This window comes from Streptomyces sp. NPDC012794 (genome assembly GCF_042901085.1).
Classification (GTDB): domain Bacteria; phylum Actinomycetota; class Actinomycetes; order Streptomycetales; family Streptomycetaceae; genus Streptomyces.
Genome location: NZ_JBIBCI010000028.1, coordinates 1 through 16,300 on the forward strand (window position 1 = coordinate 1; position 16,300 = coordinate 16,300).

At 68.4% G+C, this 16,300-nt stretch carries 15 protein-coding genes; 12 read left to right on the forward strand and 3 right to left on the reverse strand.

What is annotated here, in order from left to right; all coding sequences use genetic code 11:
• From ACFY7H_RS31460 to ACFY7H_RS31475, 4 genes are all read left to right on the forward strand, one after another.
• On the forward strand, positions 1-1,272 hold a 1,272-nt coding region (locus ACFY7H_RS31460), incomplete at its 5' end, for a vitamin B12 dependent-methionine synthase activation domain-containing protein (protein ID WP_388945223.1).
• Positions 1,273-1,383: 111 nt separating this feature from the next.
• Positions 1,384-2,085, forward strand: a complete 702-nt coding sequence (locus ACFY7H_RS31465) for an HAD family hydrolase (RefSeq protein ID WP_388945226.1) — start codon at positions 1,384-1,386, stop codon at positions 2,083-2,085.
• Positions 2,086-2,566: 481 nt separating this feature from the next.
• Positions 2,567-4,171: an ABC transporter substrate-binding protein gene (locus ACFY7H_RS31470; RefSeq protein ID WP_388945228.1), complete on the forward strand. Its 1,605-nt coding sequence runs from the start codon at positions 2,567-2,569 to the stop codon at positions 4,169-4,171.
• A gap of 70 nt (positions 4,172-4,241) precedes the next feature.
• The gene (locus tag ACFY7H_RS31475) at positions 4,242-5,825 is read left to right on the forward strand and encodes an ABC transporter substrate-binding protein (RefSeq protein ID WP_388945231.1); all 1,584 of its coding nucleotides are present in this window, start codon (positions 4,242-4,244) and stop codon (positions 5,823-5,825) included.
• Positions 5,826-5,892: 67 nt separating this feature from the next.
• On the opposite strand, the gene ACFY7H_RS31480 is transcribed toward ACFY7H_RS31475, so the two are convergent.
• Both ACFY7H_RS31480 and ACFY7H_RS31485 read right to left on the reverse strand, forming a co-directional pair.
• Positions 5,893-6,564 carry a response regulator gene (locus tag ACFY7H_RS31480; protein WP_388945234.1) on the reverse strand — a complete coding sequence of 224 codons (672 nt, stop codon included), beginning with the start codon at positions 6,562-6,564 and terminating at the stop codon, positions 5,893-5,895.
• 59 nt (positions 6,565-6,623) lie between these two features.
• Complete coding sequence (locus ACFY7H_RS31485; RefSeq protein WP_388945236.1) at positions 6,624-7,508, reverse strand: RecB family exonuclease; 885 nt, start codon at positions 7,506-7,508, stop codon at positions 6,624-6,626.
• Between the two features lie 221 nt (positions 7,509-7,729).
• Here ACFY7H_RS31485 and ACFY7H_RS31490 point away from each other — a divergent pair, with 221 nt between their 5' ends.
• The 3 genes from ACFY7H_RS31490 to ACFY7H_RS31500 all read left to right on the forward strand — a co-directional run bounded on the left by ACFY7H_RS31490 (position 7,730) and on the right by ACFY7H_RS31500 (position 10,574).
• A complete protein-coding gene (locus ACFY7H_RS31490; RefSeq protein ID WP_388945348.1) occupies positions 7,730-8,863 on the forward strand; it encodes a site-2 protease family protein in 1,134 nt (377 codons plus the stop codon).
• 18 nt (positions 8,864-8,881) lie between these two features.
• Entirely contained in the window at positions 8,882-9,778 is an 897-nt protein-coding gene (locus ACFY7H_RS31495; protein ID WP_007263187.1) for a tRNA (adenine-N1)-methyltransferase, read from the forward strand.
• A gap of 220 nt (positions 9,779-9,998) precedes the next feature.
• Positions 9,999-10,574: a hypothetical protein gene (locus ACFY7H_RS31500; protein ID WP_388945239.1), complete on the forward strand. Its 576-nt coding sequence runs from the start codon at positions 9,999-10,001 to the stop codon at positions 10,572-10,574.
• A gap of 4 nt (positions 10,575-10,578) precedes the next feature.
• Here ACFY7H_RS31500 and ACFY7H_RS31505 read toward each other — a convergent pair whose 3' ends face one another.
• Complete coding sequence (locus ACFY7H_RS31505; protein ID WP_388945240.1) at positions 10,579-10,899, reverse strand: ferredoxin; 321 nt, start codon at positions 10,897-10,899, stop codon at positions 10,579-10,581.
• Between the two features lie 264 nt (positions 10,900-11,163).
• On the opposite strand from ACFY7H_RS31505, the gene arc reads away from it, so the two are divergent.
• From arc to prcB, 5 genes are all read left to right on the forward strand, one after another.
• Positions 11,164-12,930: a proteasome ATPase gene (gene arc, locus ACFY7H_RS31510; RefSeq protein ID WP_388945243.1), complete on the forward strand. Its 1,767-nt coding sequence runs from the start codon at positions 11,164-11,166 to the stop codon at positions 12,928-12,930.
• Positions 12,931-13,201: 271 nt separating this feature from the next.
• The gene (gene dop, locus ACFY7H_RS31515) at positions 13,202-14,713 is read left to right on the forward strand and encodes a depupylase/deamidase Dop (RefSeq protein ID WP_388945246.1); all 1,512 of its coding nucleotides are present in this window, start codon (positions 13,202-13,204) and stop codon (positions 14,711-14,713) included.
• A 174-nt stretch (positions 14,714-14,887) separates the two neighbouring features.
• Entirely contained in the window at positions 14,888-15,100 is a 213-nt protein-coding gene (locus ACFY7H_RS31520; protein WP_030016348.1) for a ubiquitin-like protein Pup, read from the forward strand.
• A 202-nt stretch (positions 15,101-15,302) separates the two neighbouring features.
• Positions 15,303-15,479 carry an endonuclease domain-containing protein gene (locus tag ACFY7H_RS31525; protein ID WP_388945250.1) on the forward strand — a complete coding sequence of 59 codons (177 nt, stop codon included), beginning with the start codon at positions 15,303-15,305 and terminating at the stop codon, positions 15,477-15,479.
• Positions 15,431-16,270, forward strand: a complete 840-nt coding sequence (gene prcB, locus ACFY7H_RS31530) for a proteasome subunit beta (protein ID WP_388945252.1) — start codon at positions 15,431-15,433, stop codon at positions 16,268-16,270. Before ACFY7H_RS31525 ends, prcB begins: the two co-directional genes overlap by 49 nt.
• Positions 16,271-16,300: the final 30 nt, after the last annotated feature.

Sequence of the window (16,300 nt, forward strand, 5' to 3'; positions counted from 1 at the left end):
GACATCGGCAAGAACCTGGTCGACATCATCTTGACCAACAACGGCTACAACGTCGTCAACATCGGCATCAAGCAGCCCGTCTCCGCGATCCTGGAAGCGGCGCAGGAACACAAGGCCGACGTGATCGGCATGTCCGGTCTCCTCGTGAAATCCACCGTGATCATGAAGGAGAACCTGGAGGAACTCAACCAGCGCAAGCTGGCGGCCGACTACCCCGTCATCCTCGGCGGCGCCGCCCTCACCCGCGCCTACGTCGAACAAGACCTCCACGAAATCTACGAAGGCGAAGTCCGCTACGCCCGCGACGCCTTCGAAGGCCTGCGCCTGATGGACGCCCTCATCGCGGTCAAGCGCGGCGTTCCCGGCGCGACCCTGCCCGAGCTCAAGCAGCGCCGCGTCGCCAAGCGGGACACCCCCGCCCTCCAGGTGGAGGAGCCGGAGGAGACCGGCGGCCGCTCCGACGTGGCCATCGACAACCCCGTCCCCACCCCGCCCTTCTGGGGGACCCGCGTCATCAAGGGCATCCCGCTCAAGGACTACGCCTCCTGGCTGGACGAGGGCGCCCTGTTCAAGGGCCAGTGGGGCCTCAAGCAGGCCCGCGCCGGCGGGGCCACCTACGAGGAACTGGTCGAGAGCGAGGGCCGACCGCGCCTGCGCGGCCTGCTGGAGAAGCTGCACACCGAGAACCTGCTCGAGGCGGCCGTGGTCTACGGCTACTTCCCCTGCGTCTCCAAGGGCGACGACCTGATCATCCTCGACGAGCAGGGCAACGAGCGGACCCGCTTCACCTTCCCGCGCCAGCGCCGCGGCCGCCGCCTGTGCCTCGCCGACTTCTTCCGCCCCGAGGAGTCCGGCGAGACCGACGTCATCGGCCTCCAGGTCGTCACCGTCGGGTCGAGGATCGGCGAGGCCACCGCCAGGCTCTTCGAGTCCGACTCCTACCGCGAGTACCTGGAGCTGCACGGCCTGTCCGTCCAGCTCGCCGAAGCCCTGGCCGAGTACTGGCACGCCCGCGTCCGCGCCGAGCTCGGCTTCGGCGGCGAGGACCCCGAGAAGGTCGAGGACATGTTCGACCTCAAGTACCGGGGGGCGCGCTTCTCCCTCGGCTACGGGGCCTGCCCCGACCTGGAGGACCGCGCGAAGATCGCCGACCTCCTCCAGCCGGAGCGGATCGGCGTCCACCTCTCGGAGGAGTTCCAGCTGCACCCCGAGCAGTCCACCGACGCCCTGGTGATTCACCACCCCGAAGCGAAGTATTTCAACGCACGCTGACACAGACCGGCGTACACTGGTCGGTCCCATACAGGCCGGTCACCTGTTCCCGGGGGAGACGCTCCCGCGGGTCGAGGTGGCCGGCCTTGTCGTCCCCAGAGAGGTGTACGCATGACCAGCACCATTCCCGCACCCGTCACCCGCACGGCCGACGGGCACGCACTGCAGGCGGTGCTGCTGGACATGGACGGCACCCTCGTCGACACCGAGGGGTTCTGGTGGGAGGTCGAGGAACAGATCTTCCACGAGCTGGGCCACCGCCTGGAAGCGTCCTGGCGGGACGTGGTCGTCGGCGGCCCCATGAGCCGCAGCGCCTCGTTCCTCATCGAGAGGACGGGAGCCGACATCGGCCTCGCCGAGCTGAGCGTCCTGCTCAACGAGCGGTTCGAGGCCCGCATCGCCGACCGGGTCCCCCTGATGCCCGGCGCCGAACGCCTCCTGAGTGAGCTGGCCCGGCACAACGTCCCCACCGCCCTGGTCTCCGCCTCGCACCGCCGCGTCATCGACCAGGTCCTGCTCACCCTCGGCCGCGACCGCTTCACGCTGACGGTCGCCGGGGACGAGGTCCCCCGTACCAAGCCCCACCCGGACCCGTACCTGATCGCCGCCGGCGGCCTCGGCGCGCACCCCTCGCGCTGCGCCGTGATCGAGGACACCGCCACCGGGATCGCCGCGGCCGAGGCCGCCGGCTGCCGGGTGGTGGCCGTTCCCTCCGTCGGCGGCATCGAGCCCGCCCCCGGCCGCACCGTCGTGCGTTCGCTGGAGGACGTGAACCTGCCGTTCCTGCGTTCCCTCATCACTCCCATGAACTGAGCACGCACGCTCCGTGCCGAACGGAACGACGGTGGCGCCCAGGTCCGACGAGAGGATCTTCCGCCCCTAACCCCGGAGGCCGAAATTCCACCCCCATCCGACAAGGATCCGTCGGGTGAGCTTGGTCACCCGGGACGCCCCTGCCGAGCCCCGTCACCGGCTCCAGGGGCTTCCTTTGTGTCCGGATTGATCATCTCCTGCCCGCATCTGCGAGGACTCCGGCATAAGCGGTAAGTCCGCACCCATCACCGTGCGATTACACCCCAACTCCTGCCAGTTCCAGCCATCCCGCCCCAGCCCACTAATGTCAACGCGGGCACTCCGCACGCACCCTTGCCGTACCGGACGCACACCCCTGCGCCGCTACCGCGTGGACCGATCGTCAAACACCGGCCCGATCGTTCCGCCCTGAACGGGCGACCGCCGCGAAGTGCCCTCTACGCCGCTTTGAGCAAGTGCCGGGTGAGGGAGTACTTCCAGCATGAACCGCAAGACCATGGTGCTGACGGCCGCGATCGGCCTGCTCACCCCTGCGCTGTCCGCATGCGGCAGCGCGAGCGGCGGAGGAGCAGCGTCCGGAGCGATCGTCGTCGGTACCACCGACCGGTTCGAGGCAGCCGACTACGCCCCCGCCCCCATAGACCCCGCCTACGCCTACGACGCCGGCGCCTGGAACATCCTGCGCCAGACCGTCCAGACGCTGGTGCGCACCCCCCGCGGCGGCGGCCAGCCCGTCCCCGAAGCCGCCTCCGACTGCCGCTTCACCGACACCGGCAACGAGAGCTACCGCTGCACCCTGCGGCCCGGCCTGAAGTTCGCCAGCGGCGACCCGATCACCGCCAAGGACGTCAAGTTCTCCATCGACCGCGTCCTCGCGATCAAGGACGAGAACGGCCCCTCCTCCCTGCTCTCCACCCTCGACACCGTCGAGGCCAAGGGCACCGACACCGTCGTCTTCCACCTGAAGACCGCCGACGCGACCTTCCCGTACAAGCTCGCCACGCCCGCCGCCGGCATCATCAGCGAGAAGAACTACGAGGCCAAGAAGCTCCGCCCCGGCTTCGCCGTCGACGGCTCCGGCCCCTACACGATGAAGGCCGAGGTCAAGGACAACCGCCTCGTCCGCGCCGTCTTCACCAAGAACCCCCACTACAAGGGCGACATCAAGCTCCACAACGACAAGGTCGAACTGCGCACCTTCGCCGACTCCGCCACCATGGGCAAGGCACTCACCGACGGAAAGATCCACGTGGTCTCCCGCACCCTGTCGCCCGCCCAGATCACCGAGTTCGCGAAGACGCCCCCCAAGGGCGTCAAACTCACCCCGATGCCCGGCCTCGAGATCCGCTACATCGGCTTCAACACCGACGCCCCGACCGTCAACAACAAGGCCGTGCGCCAGGCCCTCGCCGCCGCCGTCGACCGCAACAACCTGATCGCCAAGGTCTACGGGAAGTCCGCGCAGCCCCTGTACTCGCTCGTCCCCACCGCCGTGCCCGGCCACGTCAACTCGTTCTTCAACAAGTACGGCGAGGCCAACACCGCCAAGGCCGCCGAGCTCCTCAAGACCGCCGGGGTCAAGACCCCCGTCAAACTGACCCTGAACTACACCACGGACCACTACGGCGACGGCACCGCCGCCGAGTTCGAGGCCCTCAAGACCCAGCTGAACTCCACCCAGCTCTTCGACATCACCGTCCAGGGCAACGAGTGGGGCACCTTCCGCCCCGCCCAGAAGAAGGGCGACTACGCCGCCTACGGGCTCGGCTGGTTCCCCGACTACCCGGACCCCGACAACTTCCTCGCCCCGTTCCTGGAGCAGGACAACTTCCTGGGCACGCCGTACGCCAACACCGCGGTGCGCACCAGGCTCATCCCCGAATCCCGCCGCGCGGCCGACCGCAACGTCGCCGTGCCCGCGATCACGGAGATGCAGGACATCGTCGCCGACGACGTACCCGTCCTGCCCCTGTGGCAGGGCAAGCAGTACGTCGCCGCACGCGACGGGATCACCGGAGTGGAATGGTCGGTCAACGCCATCTCCGACCTCCAGCTGTGGGAACTCGGCCGGGGTGTCAGCGGCTGAGACCAGAACAACCGGCGGCGCACGTCGCAGGCCGGCGCAACGACCAGACAAGACTGTGAAGGACATTCGCGTGAAGACACGTAACCAGTGGTTGGCAGCCCCGCTCGGCGCGGCCACTGCCGCAGCGCTGCTCAGCGGTTGCGGTTCGCAGGACGGCTCCGCCGCCGGCAACGGCAAGGGCGTGGTCATGGGCATATCCGACAAGGTGAAGTCCACCGACCCCGCGTCGGGCTACGACCCGGGCTCCTGGCTGCTCTTCAACAACGTCTTCCAGTCCCTGCTGACGTTCCCCAAGGGCGGCACCACCCCCGAGCCCGACGCCGCCCAGGCCTGCAACTTCGAGGGGGGTGACAGCAAGGTGTACAAGTGCACCCTGCGCAGCGGCCTGAAGTTCAGCAACGGCAACAGCCTGACCTCCAAGGACGTCAAGTTCTCCTTCGAGCGTACGCTGAAGATCAACGACGTGAACGGCCCCGCCGTCATGCTCTCGTCGATCTCGAGCATCGACACCCCCGACGAGAAGACCGTCGTCTTCAAGCTGAAGTCGTCCGACGCGACCTTCCCCAGCAAGATCGCATCGGGTGCGGGCGCCATCGTCGACCACCGCGAATACCCGGCCGACAAGCTCCGCGGCGACAACAAGGCGATCGGCTCAGGCGTCTACAAGCTGGACGCCTTCAGTGACAAGAGCGCCAACTTCTCCGTCAACGACTCATACAGCGGCAAGGCCAAGGCCAAGAACACCGGCGTCACCCTGAAGTTCTTCAACGGCGACCAGGCCGGTCTCAAGACCGTCCTCGACAGCGGCGACGTCGACTTCGCCTTCCGCGGCCTCGCCGCCAAGGACATCGCCGGCCTCGCCGCCACCAAGACCGGCGACAACAAGGTCGACGTCGTCCAGGGCACCGGCGCCGAAGTCCAGCACCTGGTCTTCAACGTCAGCGACCCCGTCGTCGGCAAGCTCCCCGTCCGCAAGGCGATCGCCTACCTCATCGACCGCGAAGCGCTCGTCAAGGACGTGTACGCCGGCACCGCCGCCCCGCTCTACTCGATCGTCCCGGCCGGCATCGCCGGACACACCACCCCCTACTTCGACCGCTACGGCGGCACCCCGCAGGTGGAGAAGGCCAAGGCCGTCCTCAAGGCCGCCAACATCACCGGCAAGATCAAGCTGACCCTGTGGTCCACCCCGGCCCGCTACGGCCCCTCCACCGACCACCAGTTCCAGGTCATCGCCAAGCAGCTCAACGAGAGCGGCCTCTTCGACGCCGACGTCAAGTCCGTCGAGTTCGAGCAGTACGAGAAGGACATCCAGGCCGGCAAGTACGGCATCTACGTCAAGGGCTGGGTCCCCGACTACCCGGACGCCGACAACTTCACCCAGCCGTTCTTCGGCCCGGACAACGTCCTGCACAACAACTACGACAACAAGGAGATCAGCGGGAACATCATCCCGGCGACCTCCACCAAGTCCGACCGCACCGCGGCCAACACCGACTACACCCGCCTCCAGGACATCGTCGCCGACGAGCTCCCGCTCCTCCCGCTCTGGCAGGGCAAGCAGTACGCCGTCGCCCGCCAGAACGTCACCGGCCTCCAGTGGTCCCTGGACGCCTCCACGGTCTTCCGCTTCTGGGAGATCAGCAAGGGCTGACACCCCCGGACACACCTCCGCCCCGGCACCCGAGAAGGGCACCGGGGCGGAGGCGCGTCCCGGCCCGCTACTGCGCGCCCGGACGGACCAGACCGCTCTCGTACGCGTACACCGCCGCCTGCACCCGGTCCCGCAGACCCAGCTTCGTCAGAACGTGCCCCACGTGCGTCTTCACCGTCGTCTCACTCACGAACAGATCCGCCGCGATCTCCGCGTTCGACAGCCCCCGGGCCACCAGCTTCAGCACCTCGACCTCACGCTCGGTCAACGTCCCCAGCATGTCCGGCAGGCTCTCCTCACCCGACGGCAGATGCCCCGCGTACTTGTCCAGCAGCCGCCGCGTGATGCTCGGCGCGAGCATCGCCTCCCCGGCGGCCACCACCCGGATCGCCTGCACCAGCTCGACCGCCGGAGCATCCTTCAGCAGGAACCCGCTCGCCCCCGCCCGCAACGCCTCCACCACGTACTCGTCCAGATCGAACGTGGTCAGCACCAGCACCTTCGCCGGCCCGTTCCGCTCCGGACCCGTGATCTGCCGCGTCGCCTCCACCCCGTCCATCCGCGGCATCCGGATGTCCATCAGCACCACGTCCGGCTGCAGCGCCCGCACCTGCTCCAGCGCCTGCAGACCGTCCCCGGCCTCACCCACCACCACCAGATCCTGCTCCGCCTCCAGGATCATCCGGAAGCCGGTGCGCAGCAGTGGCTGGTCATCGACCAGCAGGACGCGGATCGCCACGGGGTACCTCGAATTCGTCGGTCAACGGCGGACCCGCCCATTCTGCCCTGACCGGCCGATCAGCCACCGGCCGGGCGATCCGCCCCGCTCCTCGGAGAGACGACCAGCGGATACACCGGGGGAGTACCCCCGAACTCCGGACACACCGCCCGGTGATCACACCACCCGCACAGCTTCGTCGGCCGCGGCCGCCACTCACCCGTCTCCGTCGCCTCCCGGATCGCCTCCCACAGCGCGTGCAGCTTCCGCTCCACCCGCTCCAGATCCGCCACCACCGGGTCGTACGTCAGCACGTCCCCACTGCCCAGGTACACCAGCTGCAACCGCCTCGGCACCACCTGCCGCAGCCGCCACACCACCAGCGCGTAGAACTTCATCTGGAACAGCGCGCCCTCCGCGTACTCCGGCCGCGGCGCCTTGCCCGTCTTGTAGTCGACGATCCGCACCTCACCCGTCGCCGCCACGTCCACCCGGTCGATGATCCCGCGCAGCCGCAGCCCCGACTCCAGCTCCGTCTCCACGAAGAACTCCCGCTCCACCGGCTCCAGCCGCGTCGGATCCTCCAGCGTGAACCAGCGCTCCACGAGCGCCTCCGCCTCCGACAGCCAGCGCGCCAGCCCCGCCCCCTCGTCCCCCTCCGGGAACAGCTCCGCCAGCTCCGGCTTCGCCTCAAGCAGCCGCTCCCACTGCCCCGGCACCAACGCCTTCGCCCTCGGCACCGTCCGCTCGTGCGCCGGATGATCGAAGAGCCGCTCCAGCACCGCGTGCACCAGCGTCCCCCGCGTCGCCGCCGCACTCGGCTTCTCCGGAAGCCGGTCGATCACCCGGAACCGGTACAGCAACGGGCACTGCATGAAGTCACCGGCCCGCGAAGGGGACAGCGCGGTCGGCCGGGAAGCACCCGAAGAATCATCAGCGGAACCGGCACCGGGGGTCGTCGTCATGCGTAAAACCCTACGACCCGGAACGGACAGCACACGCATACCATCGACTACAGGCCCCTCGCCCTGCATGATCGGAGCATCACACCGCGCAACGACCCCCGCGCCACCGACGCGACACGGACCACACCGAAGCACCGCACGAACGAAGGAAAACCGTGGCAGACACCGACGAAACCGGCGAGCGCAAGGCCAAGCGCTCCGACCCGGGCGGCGGCATCCTCATGGGCCGCCCCTTCGGCGTGCCCGTCTACGTCTCGCCCAGCTGGTTCCTCGTCGCCGCACTCATCACCTGGGTCTTCGGAGACCAGCTCGACCGGGTCCTGCCCCACCTCGGCCCCGTCCGCTACCTCGTCTCCCTCTTCTTCGCCGTCGCCTTCTACGCCTCCGTCCTCGTCCACGAACTGGCACACACCATCGCCGCACTCCGCTTCAAGCTCCCCGTGCGCCGCATCCAGCTCCAGTTCTTCGGCGGAGTCTCCGAGATCGAAAAGGAATCCGAGACCCCCGGCCGCGAATTCGTCCTCGCCTTCGTCGGCCCCCTCCTCTCCCTCGCCCTCGCCGGAGCCTTCTACCTCGGCATGAAGGCCGTCCACCCCGCCACCGTCCCAGGCGTACTCCTCGCCGGCCTCATGATCTCCAACCTGCTCGTCGCCGCCTTCAACCTCCTGCCCGGCCTCCCCCTCGACGGCGGCCGCATGCTCCGCGCCGTCATCTGGGGCATCACCGGCAAACCCATGACCGGCACCATCGCCGCCGCCTGGGTCGGCCGCGCCCTCGCCGTCGCCGTCCTCATCGGACTGCCCCTCCTCACCCAGACCGGCACCCTCGGCAACCCCAGCCGCGACATCGGCGGCATGGACACCGTCATGGACGCCCTCCTCGCCGCGATCCTCGCCGCCATCATCTGGACCGGCGCGGGCAACAGCCTGCGCATGGCACGCCTGCGCGAACACCTCCCCGAGCTCCGCGCCCGCACCCTCACCCGCCGCGCCATCCCCGTCCAGACCGCCACCCCCCTCTCCGAAGCCCTCCGCCGCGCCAACGAAGCCGGAGCCCGAGCCCTCGTCGTCGTCGACGGCCAGGGCGACCCCACCGCCATCGTCCGCGAGAGCGCCATCGCCTCCGTCCCCGAACACCGCCGCCCCTGGGTCGCCGTCAGCACCCTCGCCCAGGACCTCACCGACGGCATGAAGGTTTCCGCCGAGCTCACCGGCGAAGCACTCCTCGACCACCTCCGCACCACCCCCGCCACCGAATACCTCGTCCTCGAACCCACCGGCGAGATCTACGGCGTCCTCTCCACCCTCGACGTCGAAAAGGCCTTCGTGAAGGCCATGGCGCGGCCCCAGTCCTGAAGCCAATACACTGGTCACATGTCCGAACCGACCGGTGCCGCCCGCCGACGCGGGCCCTTCGAGGTCGGGGACCAGGTTCAGCTCACCGACCCCAAGGGCCGCCACTACACGTTCACGCTCGAAGCCGGGAAGAATTTCCACACCCACAAGGGTTCCTTCCCCCACGACGAGCTGATCGGTGCTCCCGAGGGCAGTGTTGTCCGTACCACGGGGAACGTCGCGTACCTCGCGCTGCGCCCCCTGCTCCCCGACTATGTCCTGTCCATGCCCCGCGGTGCCGCCGTGGTCTACCCCAAGGACGCGGGCCAGATCCTGGCCTTCGCCGACATCTTCCCCGGCGCCCGCGTCGTGGAAGCGGGAGTCGGCTCCGGCTCCCTCAGCAGCTTCCTGCTGCGCGCCATCGGCGACCAGGGCATGCTCCACAGCTACGAGCGCCGCGCGGACTTCGCCGAGATCGCCACGGCCAACGTCGAGCGCTACTTCGGCGGCCCCCACCCCGCGTGGCAGCTCACCGTCGGAGACCTCCAGGACAACCTGTCCGACACCGACGTCGACCGTGTCATCCTCGACATGCTCGCCCCCTGGGAGTGCCTCGAGGCCGTCTCCAAGGCCCTCGTCCCCGGCGGCATCCTCTGCTGCTACGTGGCCACCACCACGCAGCTCTCGCGCACCGTCGAGTCCATCCGCGAGTTCGGCTGCTACGCCGAACCGCAGCCCTGGGAATCGATGATCCGCAACTGGCACGTCGAAGGCCTCGCCGTCCGTCCCGACCACCGGATGATCGGCCACACCGGCTTCCTCGTCACCGCCCGCCGCCTCGCCGACGGCGTCGAGCCCCCCATGCGCCGCCGCCGCCCCTCCAAGGGCGCCTACGGCGAGGACTACGAAGGCCCCGGCAGCGACCGCTCCGCCTAGGCCCTGTCGTCGCCCCACCAACACGAAAGCGCTGTGGCGCAGTTCCCCGCACCGACCGGGAACTGCGCCACAGCGCTTCTTCGTTGTGCGGACCCGACGACACCACGCCCCCGCCGGCGGGCAGCCGCCGCGAACCGGTGCGGACCCGGCCGCTCCACCCCCGTGTGAGGTATGGCACGATGCTGGCTCCCCGTCACCCTTCGCACAGGAGACACCCGGCGTGCTGCACAGCCCCACCGACCTGGCGCACCGTCGCACCAGGCCCGCCCACTGGCTCGCCACGGCCACCGCCCTCGCCGCCGTCATAGCCGGCGCCGGCCTCCTCCAGCCCGGCCGCGCCACCGGAGCCACCCCCGCGGCCGGACCCGGGAACGACCCCCGGCCAACCGCCCCCGACGCGCACGCGGTCACGTACCCCCTGGACTGCAAGGGCGCCCCGCACACCGTCACCGAAACCGCCCAGGGCGACCTCGACGGCGACGGCCGGCCCGAGACCGTGGCCGCCGTCCGCTGCGACGCCGGCTCCGGCACCCCGCCGCACGCGATCTACGTACTGGCCCAGGACCCGGAGAAGGGCTCCGCCCCCCGCGTCGTCGCCACCCTCCTCGACGCCGAACGCCGCCGCACCGCCACCGGCCTCACTGTCCGCGACGGCTCGATCACGGCACGGCTCCTCGGCTACTCGTCACCGTCCGTACCCCGCTACAGCCCCGACCTCGACCAGCTCACCAAGTGGCGCTGGACCGGCGGGAAATTCCGCCAGGAGCTGACGGATCCGACCGCGGAACGCGTTTGAACCGTCACTCGGCGTCCGGGCCGTACACCTCCACACCATCCGAAACGCGCCTCACGTGGATGCAGTCGCCCGGACATTCCTTCGCCGAATCGACCACGTCCCGCAGCAGCACCAAAGGAACCGGAGTGCTCGCCCCCACCTCCTGGAGCAGCTCGTCATCGGCGCTCTTCACATACGCCAAACCGTCGATGTCCAGCTCGAACACCTCCGGGGCGTACTGCACGCAGATGCCGTCCCCGGTGCACAGGTCCTGGTCGATCCAGACCTCCAGCGGCTCCCCGGCCCCCTCGGAACCACCCGTCGGGGCCTCCTGCTGCACGGTCATATCTCCTGCCGTTTCCTGCTCTGAGTGATCCGCCCCGGCCGGAACTCGCGGCAAGTCGCACGACCCCGGACGGGTGTTGAACGCTTCGACCTTACAACCGGCTGCTTTCCGATGTTGAAGGGTGGGTATTTCCCTGGCGTGAGGGAGTACGCAAGGGTGAAGATCGGACACACCTCTACCGTCTTTGTGATCTAGGGGTTTCAATCACCACCAGCCCAGGTAGGGTCAGGAAGCGTCCAGCTCCCCTTGGAGGAGGTGAGGACCGTGGCAGCCCACGACGACGACATCAACCGCGGCATCCGGCCCGGGCGAGGGTCTGAGGACCCCGCTGGCCAGGTTGCCTATCTCGAGCAGGAAATCGCCGTCCTGCGACGCAAGCTCGCCGACTCTCCGCGGCACACGAGGATTCTCGAAGAGCGGATCGTCGAGCTCCAGACCAATCTGGCAGGCGTCTCCGCGCAGAACGAACGACTGGCCAATACCCTCCGTGAGGCCCGCGACCAGATCGTGGCCCTCAAGGAAGAAGTCGACCGGCTCGCCCAGCCGCCGGCCGGCTTCGGTGTCTTCCTCCAGGCGAACGAGGACGGCACCGTCGACATCTTCACCGGCGGGCGCAAGCTCCGCGTGAACGTGAGCCCCAGCGTCGACCCGGAAGACCTCCGGCGCGGCCAGGAGGTCATGCTCAACGAAGCGCTCAACGTGGTCGAGGCCATGCAGTTCGAGCGGGCCGGGGACATCGTCACCCTCAAGGAGATCCTCGAGGACGGCGAGCGCGCCCTGGTGGTCGGGCACACCGACGAGGAAAGGGTGGTGAGGCTCGCCGAGCCGCTCCTGGACATCACCATCCGCCCCGGCGACGCCCTCCTGCTCGAACCCCGCTCCGGCTACGTCTACGAGGTCGTCCCCAAGAGCGAGGTCGAGGACCTGGTCCTCGAAGAGGTCCCGGACATCGACTACGAGAAGATCGGCGGCCTGGGCGACCAGATCGAGCTGATCCGCGACGCCGTCGAGCTCCCCTACCTCTACCCCGACCTGTTCAAGGAACACGAACTGCGGCCCCCGAAGGGCATCCTGCTCTACGGCCCGCCCGGTTGCGGCAAGACGCTCATCGCCAAGGCCGTCGCCAACTCCCTTGCCAAGAAGGTCGCCGAAGTGACCGGACAGGCAGCCGGCAAGTCGTACTTCCTGAACATCAAGGGCCCCGAGCTCCTCAACAAGTACGTCGGCGAGACCGAACGGCACATCCGCCTCGTCTTCCAGCGCGCCCGGGAGAAGGCCAGCGAGGGCACCCCCGTCATCGTCTTCTTCGACGAGATGGAATCCCTCTTCCGCACCCGCGGATCCGGAGTCAGCTCGGACGTGGAGAACACCATCGTCCCCCAGCTGCTCGCCGAGATCGACGGCGTGGAAGGCCTGGAGAACGTCATCGTCATCGGCGCCTCCAACCGCGAGGACATGATCGACCCGGCCATCCTGCGGCCCGGACGACTCGACGTGAAGATCAAGATCGAGCGCCCGGACGCCGAGGCGGCGAAGGACATCTTCGCCAAGTACCTCAAGGCCTCGCTCCCGCTCCACACGGACGACCTCGGCGAACACTCGGGCTCGCCCGAAGCGGCCGTCCACAGCATGATCCAGACCGTCGTCGAGCAGATGTACGCCGAAACCGAGGAGAACCGCTTCCTCGAGGTCACGTACGCCAACGGCGACAAGGAAGTCCTCTACTTCAAGGACTTCAACTCCGGCGCCATGATCCAGAACATCGTGGACCGGGCCAAGAAGATGGCCATCAAGGCCTTCCTCGAACACAACCAGAAGGGCCTCCGCGTCTCCCACCTCCTCCAGGCCTGCGTGGACGAGTTCAAGGAGAACGAGGACCTGCCCAACACCACCAACCCCGACGACTGGGCCCGCATCTCCGGAAAGAAGGGCGAACGGATCGTATTCATCCGCACGCTCGTCACCGGAAAGCAGGGCGCGGACACCGGACGTTCCATCGACACGGTGGCGAACACAGGTCAGTACCTCTGACGAAGCGAGGCGGCCGCGGGAGCCTCACCGGCACCCGCGGCCGACTGCTTTACATCCCGTAATACCGCAAGCCTTACCGCCGCCCTTTTCAGCCGGTGACAAGGCGAAGTCAATGACTGAAATGATCTCCCCAGCAGCGCGGAGTGGTTCTAGGCTCTTCCGTACCGCCGGTCGCGCAGTGCGGGGACGGGCACCGCACACGACGCACCGGAGCACCAGCGGTACTTGAGCGCCGCCCCGAACGGGAGCGCCGCCGGGCAAGGAGGGCCGCATGACCGTACGGCGAGTAATGGGGATCGAAACGGAGTACGGGATCTCCGTTCCGGGACACCCGAACGCCAATGCCATGCTCACCTCGTCCCAGATCGTCAACGCCTACGCGGCGGCGATGCACCGGGCGCGACGCGCCCGCTGGGACTTCGAGGAGGAGAATCCGCTGCGGGACGCCCGCGGCTTCGACCTCGCCCGCGAGGCCGCCGACAGCAGCCAGCTCACCGACGAGGACATCGGCCTCGCCAACGTCATCCTGACCAACGGCGCACGCCTCTACGTCGACCACGCACACCCCGAGTACAGCTCCCCCGAGGTCACCAACCCCCTCGACGCCGTGCTCTGGGACAAGGCCGGCGAGCGGATCATGGCCGAGGCCGCCGAGCGCGCCGCCCAGCTGCCCGGCGCCCAGCCCATCCACCTCTACAAGAACAACACCGACAACAAGGGCGCCTCCTACGGCACGCACGAGAACTACCTGATGAAGCGGGAAACCCCCTTCTCGGACATCGTGCGCCACCTCACCCCCTTCTTCGTCTCCCGCCAGGTCGTCACCGGCGCCGGCCGCGTCGGCATCGGCCAGGACGGCCGCGAGCACGGCTTCCAGATCAGCCAGCGCGCGGACTACTTCGAAGTCGAAGTCGGACTCGAGACCACCCTCAAGCGCCCCATCATCAACACCCGCGACGAGCCCCATTCGGACGCCGAGAAGTACCGCCGCCTCCACGTGATCATCGGCGACGCCAACCTCTCCGAGATCTCCACCTACCTCAAGCTCGGCACGACCTCCCTGGTCCTGTCCATGATCGAAGACGGTTTCATCAACGTCGACCTCGCCGTGGACCAGCCCGTACGCACCCTCCACCAGGTCTCCCACGACCCGGACCTCCAGCACCTCATCACACTGCGCAGCGGGCGCACCCTGACCGCCGTACAGCTCCAGATGGAGTACTTCGAGCTGGCCAGGAAGTACGTGGACGAGCGGTTCGGGACGGACGCCGACGAGCAGACCAAGGACGTCCTGGGCCGCTGGGAGGACGTACTGGGCCGGCTGGAGACCGACCCGATGAGCCTGGCGGGGGAGCTGGACTGGGTCGCCAAGCGGGAGATCCTGGAGGGCTACCGCAGGCGCGACGGACTCGGCTGGGACGCGGCGCGGCTGCACCTGGTGGACCTCCAGTACGCGGACGTACGGCCCGAGAAGGGCCTGTACAACCGCCTGGCGGCCCGCGGCAAGATGAAGCGGCTGCTGGAGGAGCCGGCCGTCGAGCGGGCCGAGAGCAAGCCCCCCGAGGACACCCGGGCCTACTTCCGGGGCCGATGCCTGGAGCAGTACGCGGACGACGTCGCGGCGGCCTCCTGGGACTCGGTGATCTTCGACCTCCCGGGCCGGGACTCCCTCCAGCGGGTCCCGACCCTGGAACCCCTGCGGGGGACCCGGAACCACGTCAAGGAGCTCCTGGACCGCTGCCGTACGGCGGAGGACCTGGTCCGGGTGCTTTCGGGGCAGTGAAGGGGGCTGAAAGGCCTCCGCCGAGGGAATCATGAAGGCACCCGGACGTTGTGAAAGTACGGGGACGAATGCCGGGCCCTCCTTGTAGGGTCCGACGTAGGGTCTGATCTTGAGAGGTCCCGAATCCCGGGGTCTCTCCGTGTGAGCGTGCGAACCGAGCGGGGTGAGGTAGACATGGCGACCAAGGACACCGGCGGCGGACAGCAGAAGGCGACGCGCTCGACCGAGGAGGTCGAGGAGGCGGCGGTCGAGGAATCGACCGACCTCAAGGAGCGGCAGGAGAAGCTCTCCGACGACGTCGACTCGGTACTTGACGAGATTGACGATGTCCTCGAGGAGAATGCCGAGGACTTCGTGCGGTCGTTCGTACAAAAGGGTGGCCAGTAGGGTCTTTTGGCCTTCGAATCGAAGGTCGTGGGTGCGGGTGCCTACAAGGCGCGGCAGGAGCTGAGGGGCCGGACGGTGCGGGTGAAGGTGGACGTACCGTCCGGCAACGAGCGGTGTCCGCAGTGCGAAGAGGCCGAGCCGCCCCCCGAACCGGAGCCGGCGGGCCGCCGCCCACATCTGCTCGAAGGCCCCGGCCGTACATGTGGATCATTGCCACGCGGCGGGTAGGGTCCGTGGCATACCTTGCTTCAACCGCAATACGGCCATCGGCAAGTTGGGAGACGATCCCGACGCCGCTCGTCGGGTCGTTTCATACCTGGAGGGACACGCGTGGAAGCCAACAATCGTGGCACAGGGCGTCTACCGGCAGCCTTCCTGACGCCGGGGTCGTCGTCCTTCATGGACTTCCTGGGCGCGCACGCGCCCGAGATGCTGCCGGGGAACCGGAAGCTGCCCGAGGGGATCGTGGAGGCGCCGCACGGGACGACCATCGTCGCCGCGACCTTCCCCGGCGGGGTCGTGCTCGCCGGTGACCGGCGGGCGACCATGGGGAACATGATCGCGCAGCGGGACATCGAGAAGGTGTTCCCGGCCGACGAGTACTCCGCGGTCGGCATCGCCGGTACGGCCGGCCTGGCCGTGGAGATGGTCAAGCTGTTCCAGCTGGAGCTGGAGCACTTCGAGAAGGTGGAGGGGGCGACCCTCTCCCTGGAGGGCAAGGCGAACCGGCTCTCGACCATGATCCGGAGCAATCTGGGGATGGCCATGCAGGGTCTGGCCGTGGTTCCGCTCTTCGCGGGGTACGACGAGGCCAAGGAGAAGGGCCGGATCTTCTCGTACGACGTGACCGGTGGCCGCTCGGAGGAGCACGGGTACGCCGCCACGGGCTCTGGGTCGATCTTCGCCCGGGGTTCGATGAAGAAGCTGTACCGCCCCGACCTGACGGAGGAGCAGGCGACCACGCTGGTCGTGCAGGCGCTGTACGACGCCGCCGACGACGACTCGGCGACCGGCGGGCCGGACCTGTACCGCCACATCTACCCCATCGTCACCGTCATCACCGACGAAGGCTTCCGCAGGCTGGACGACGACGAGTCGCAGGAACTCGCCCGCAAGGTGACGGACCGTCGGCTCCAGGAGCCCGACGGGCCGCGTGCCGCTCTGCTCTGACCAGTCCTCGTCTCGTCGCCCAGAAGAAAG

Bases quoted from the DNA above. Each gene is read 5' to 3' on its own strand.
- ACFY7H_RS31465 (WP_388945226.1), top strand. From the start codon at position 1,384: ATGACCAGCACCATTCCCGCACCCGTCACCCGCACGGCCGACGGGCAC.
- ACFY7H_RS31485 (WP_388945236.1), bottom strand. From the start codon at position 7,508: ATGACGACGACCCCCGGTGCCGGTTCCGCTGATGATTCTTCGGGTGCT.
- dop (WP_388945246.1), top strand. From the start codon at position 13,202: ATGACCGTACGGCGAGTAATGGGGATCGAAACGGAGTACGGGATCTCC.
- ACFY7H_RS31490 (WP_388945348.1), top strand. From the start codon at position 7,730: ATGGGCCGCCCCTTCGGCGTGCCCGTCTACGTCTCGCCCAGCTGGTTC.
- ACFY7H_RS31520 (WP_030016348.1), top strand. From the start codon at position 14,888: ATGGCGACCAAGGACACCGGCGGCGGACAGCAGAAGGCGACGCGCTCG.
- ACFY7H_RS31470 (WP_388945228.1), top strand. From the start codon at position 2,567: ATGAACCGCAAGACCATGGTGCTGACGGCCGCGATCGGCCTGCTCACC.
- ACFY7H_RS31505 (WP_388945240.1), bottom strand. From the start codon at position 10,899: ATGACCGTGCAGCAGGAGGCCCCGACGGGTGGTTCCGAGGGGGCCGGG.
- ACFY7H_RS31495 (WP_007263187.1), top strand. From the start codon at position 8,882: ATGTCCGAACCGACCGGTGCCGCCCGCCGACGCGGGCCCTTCGAGGTC.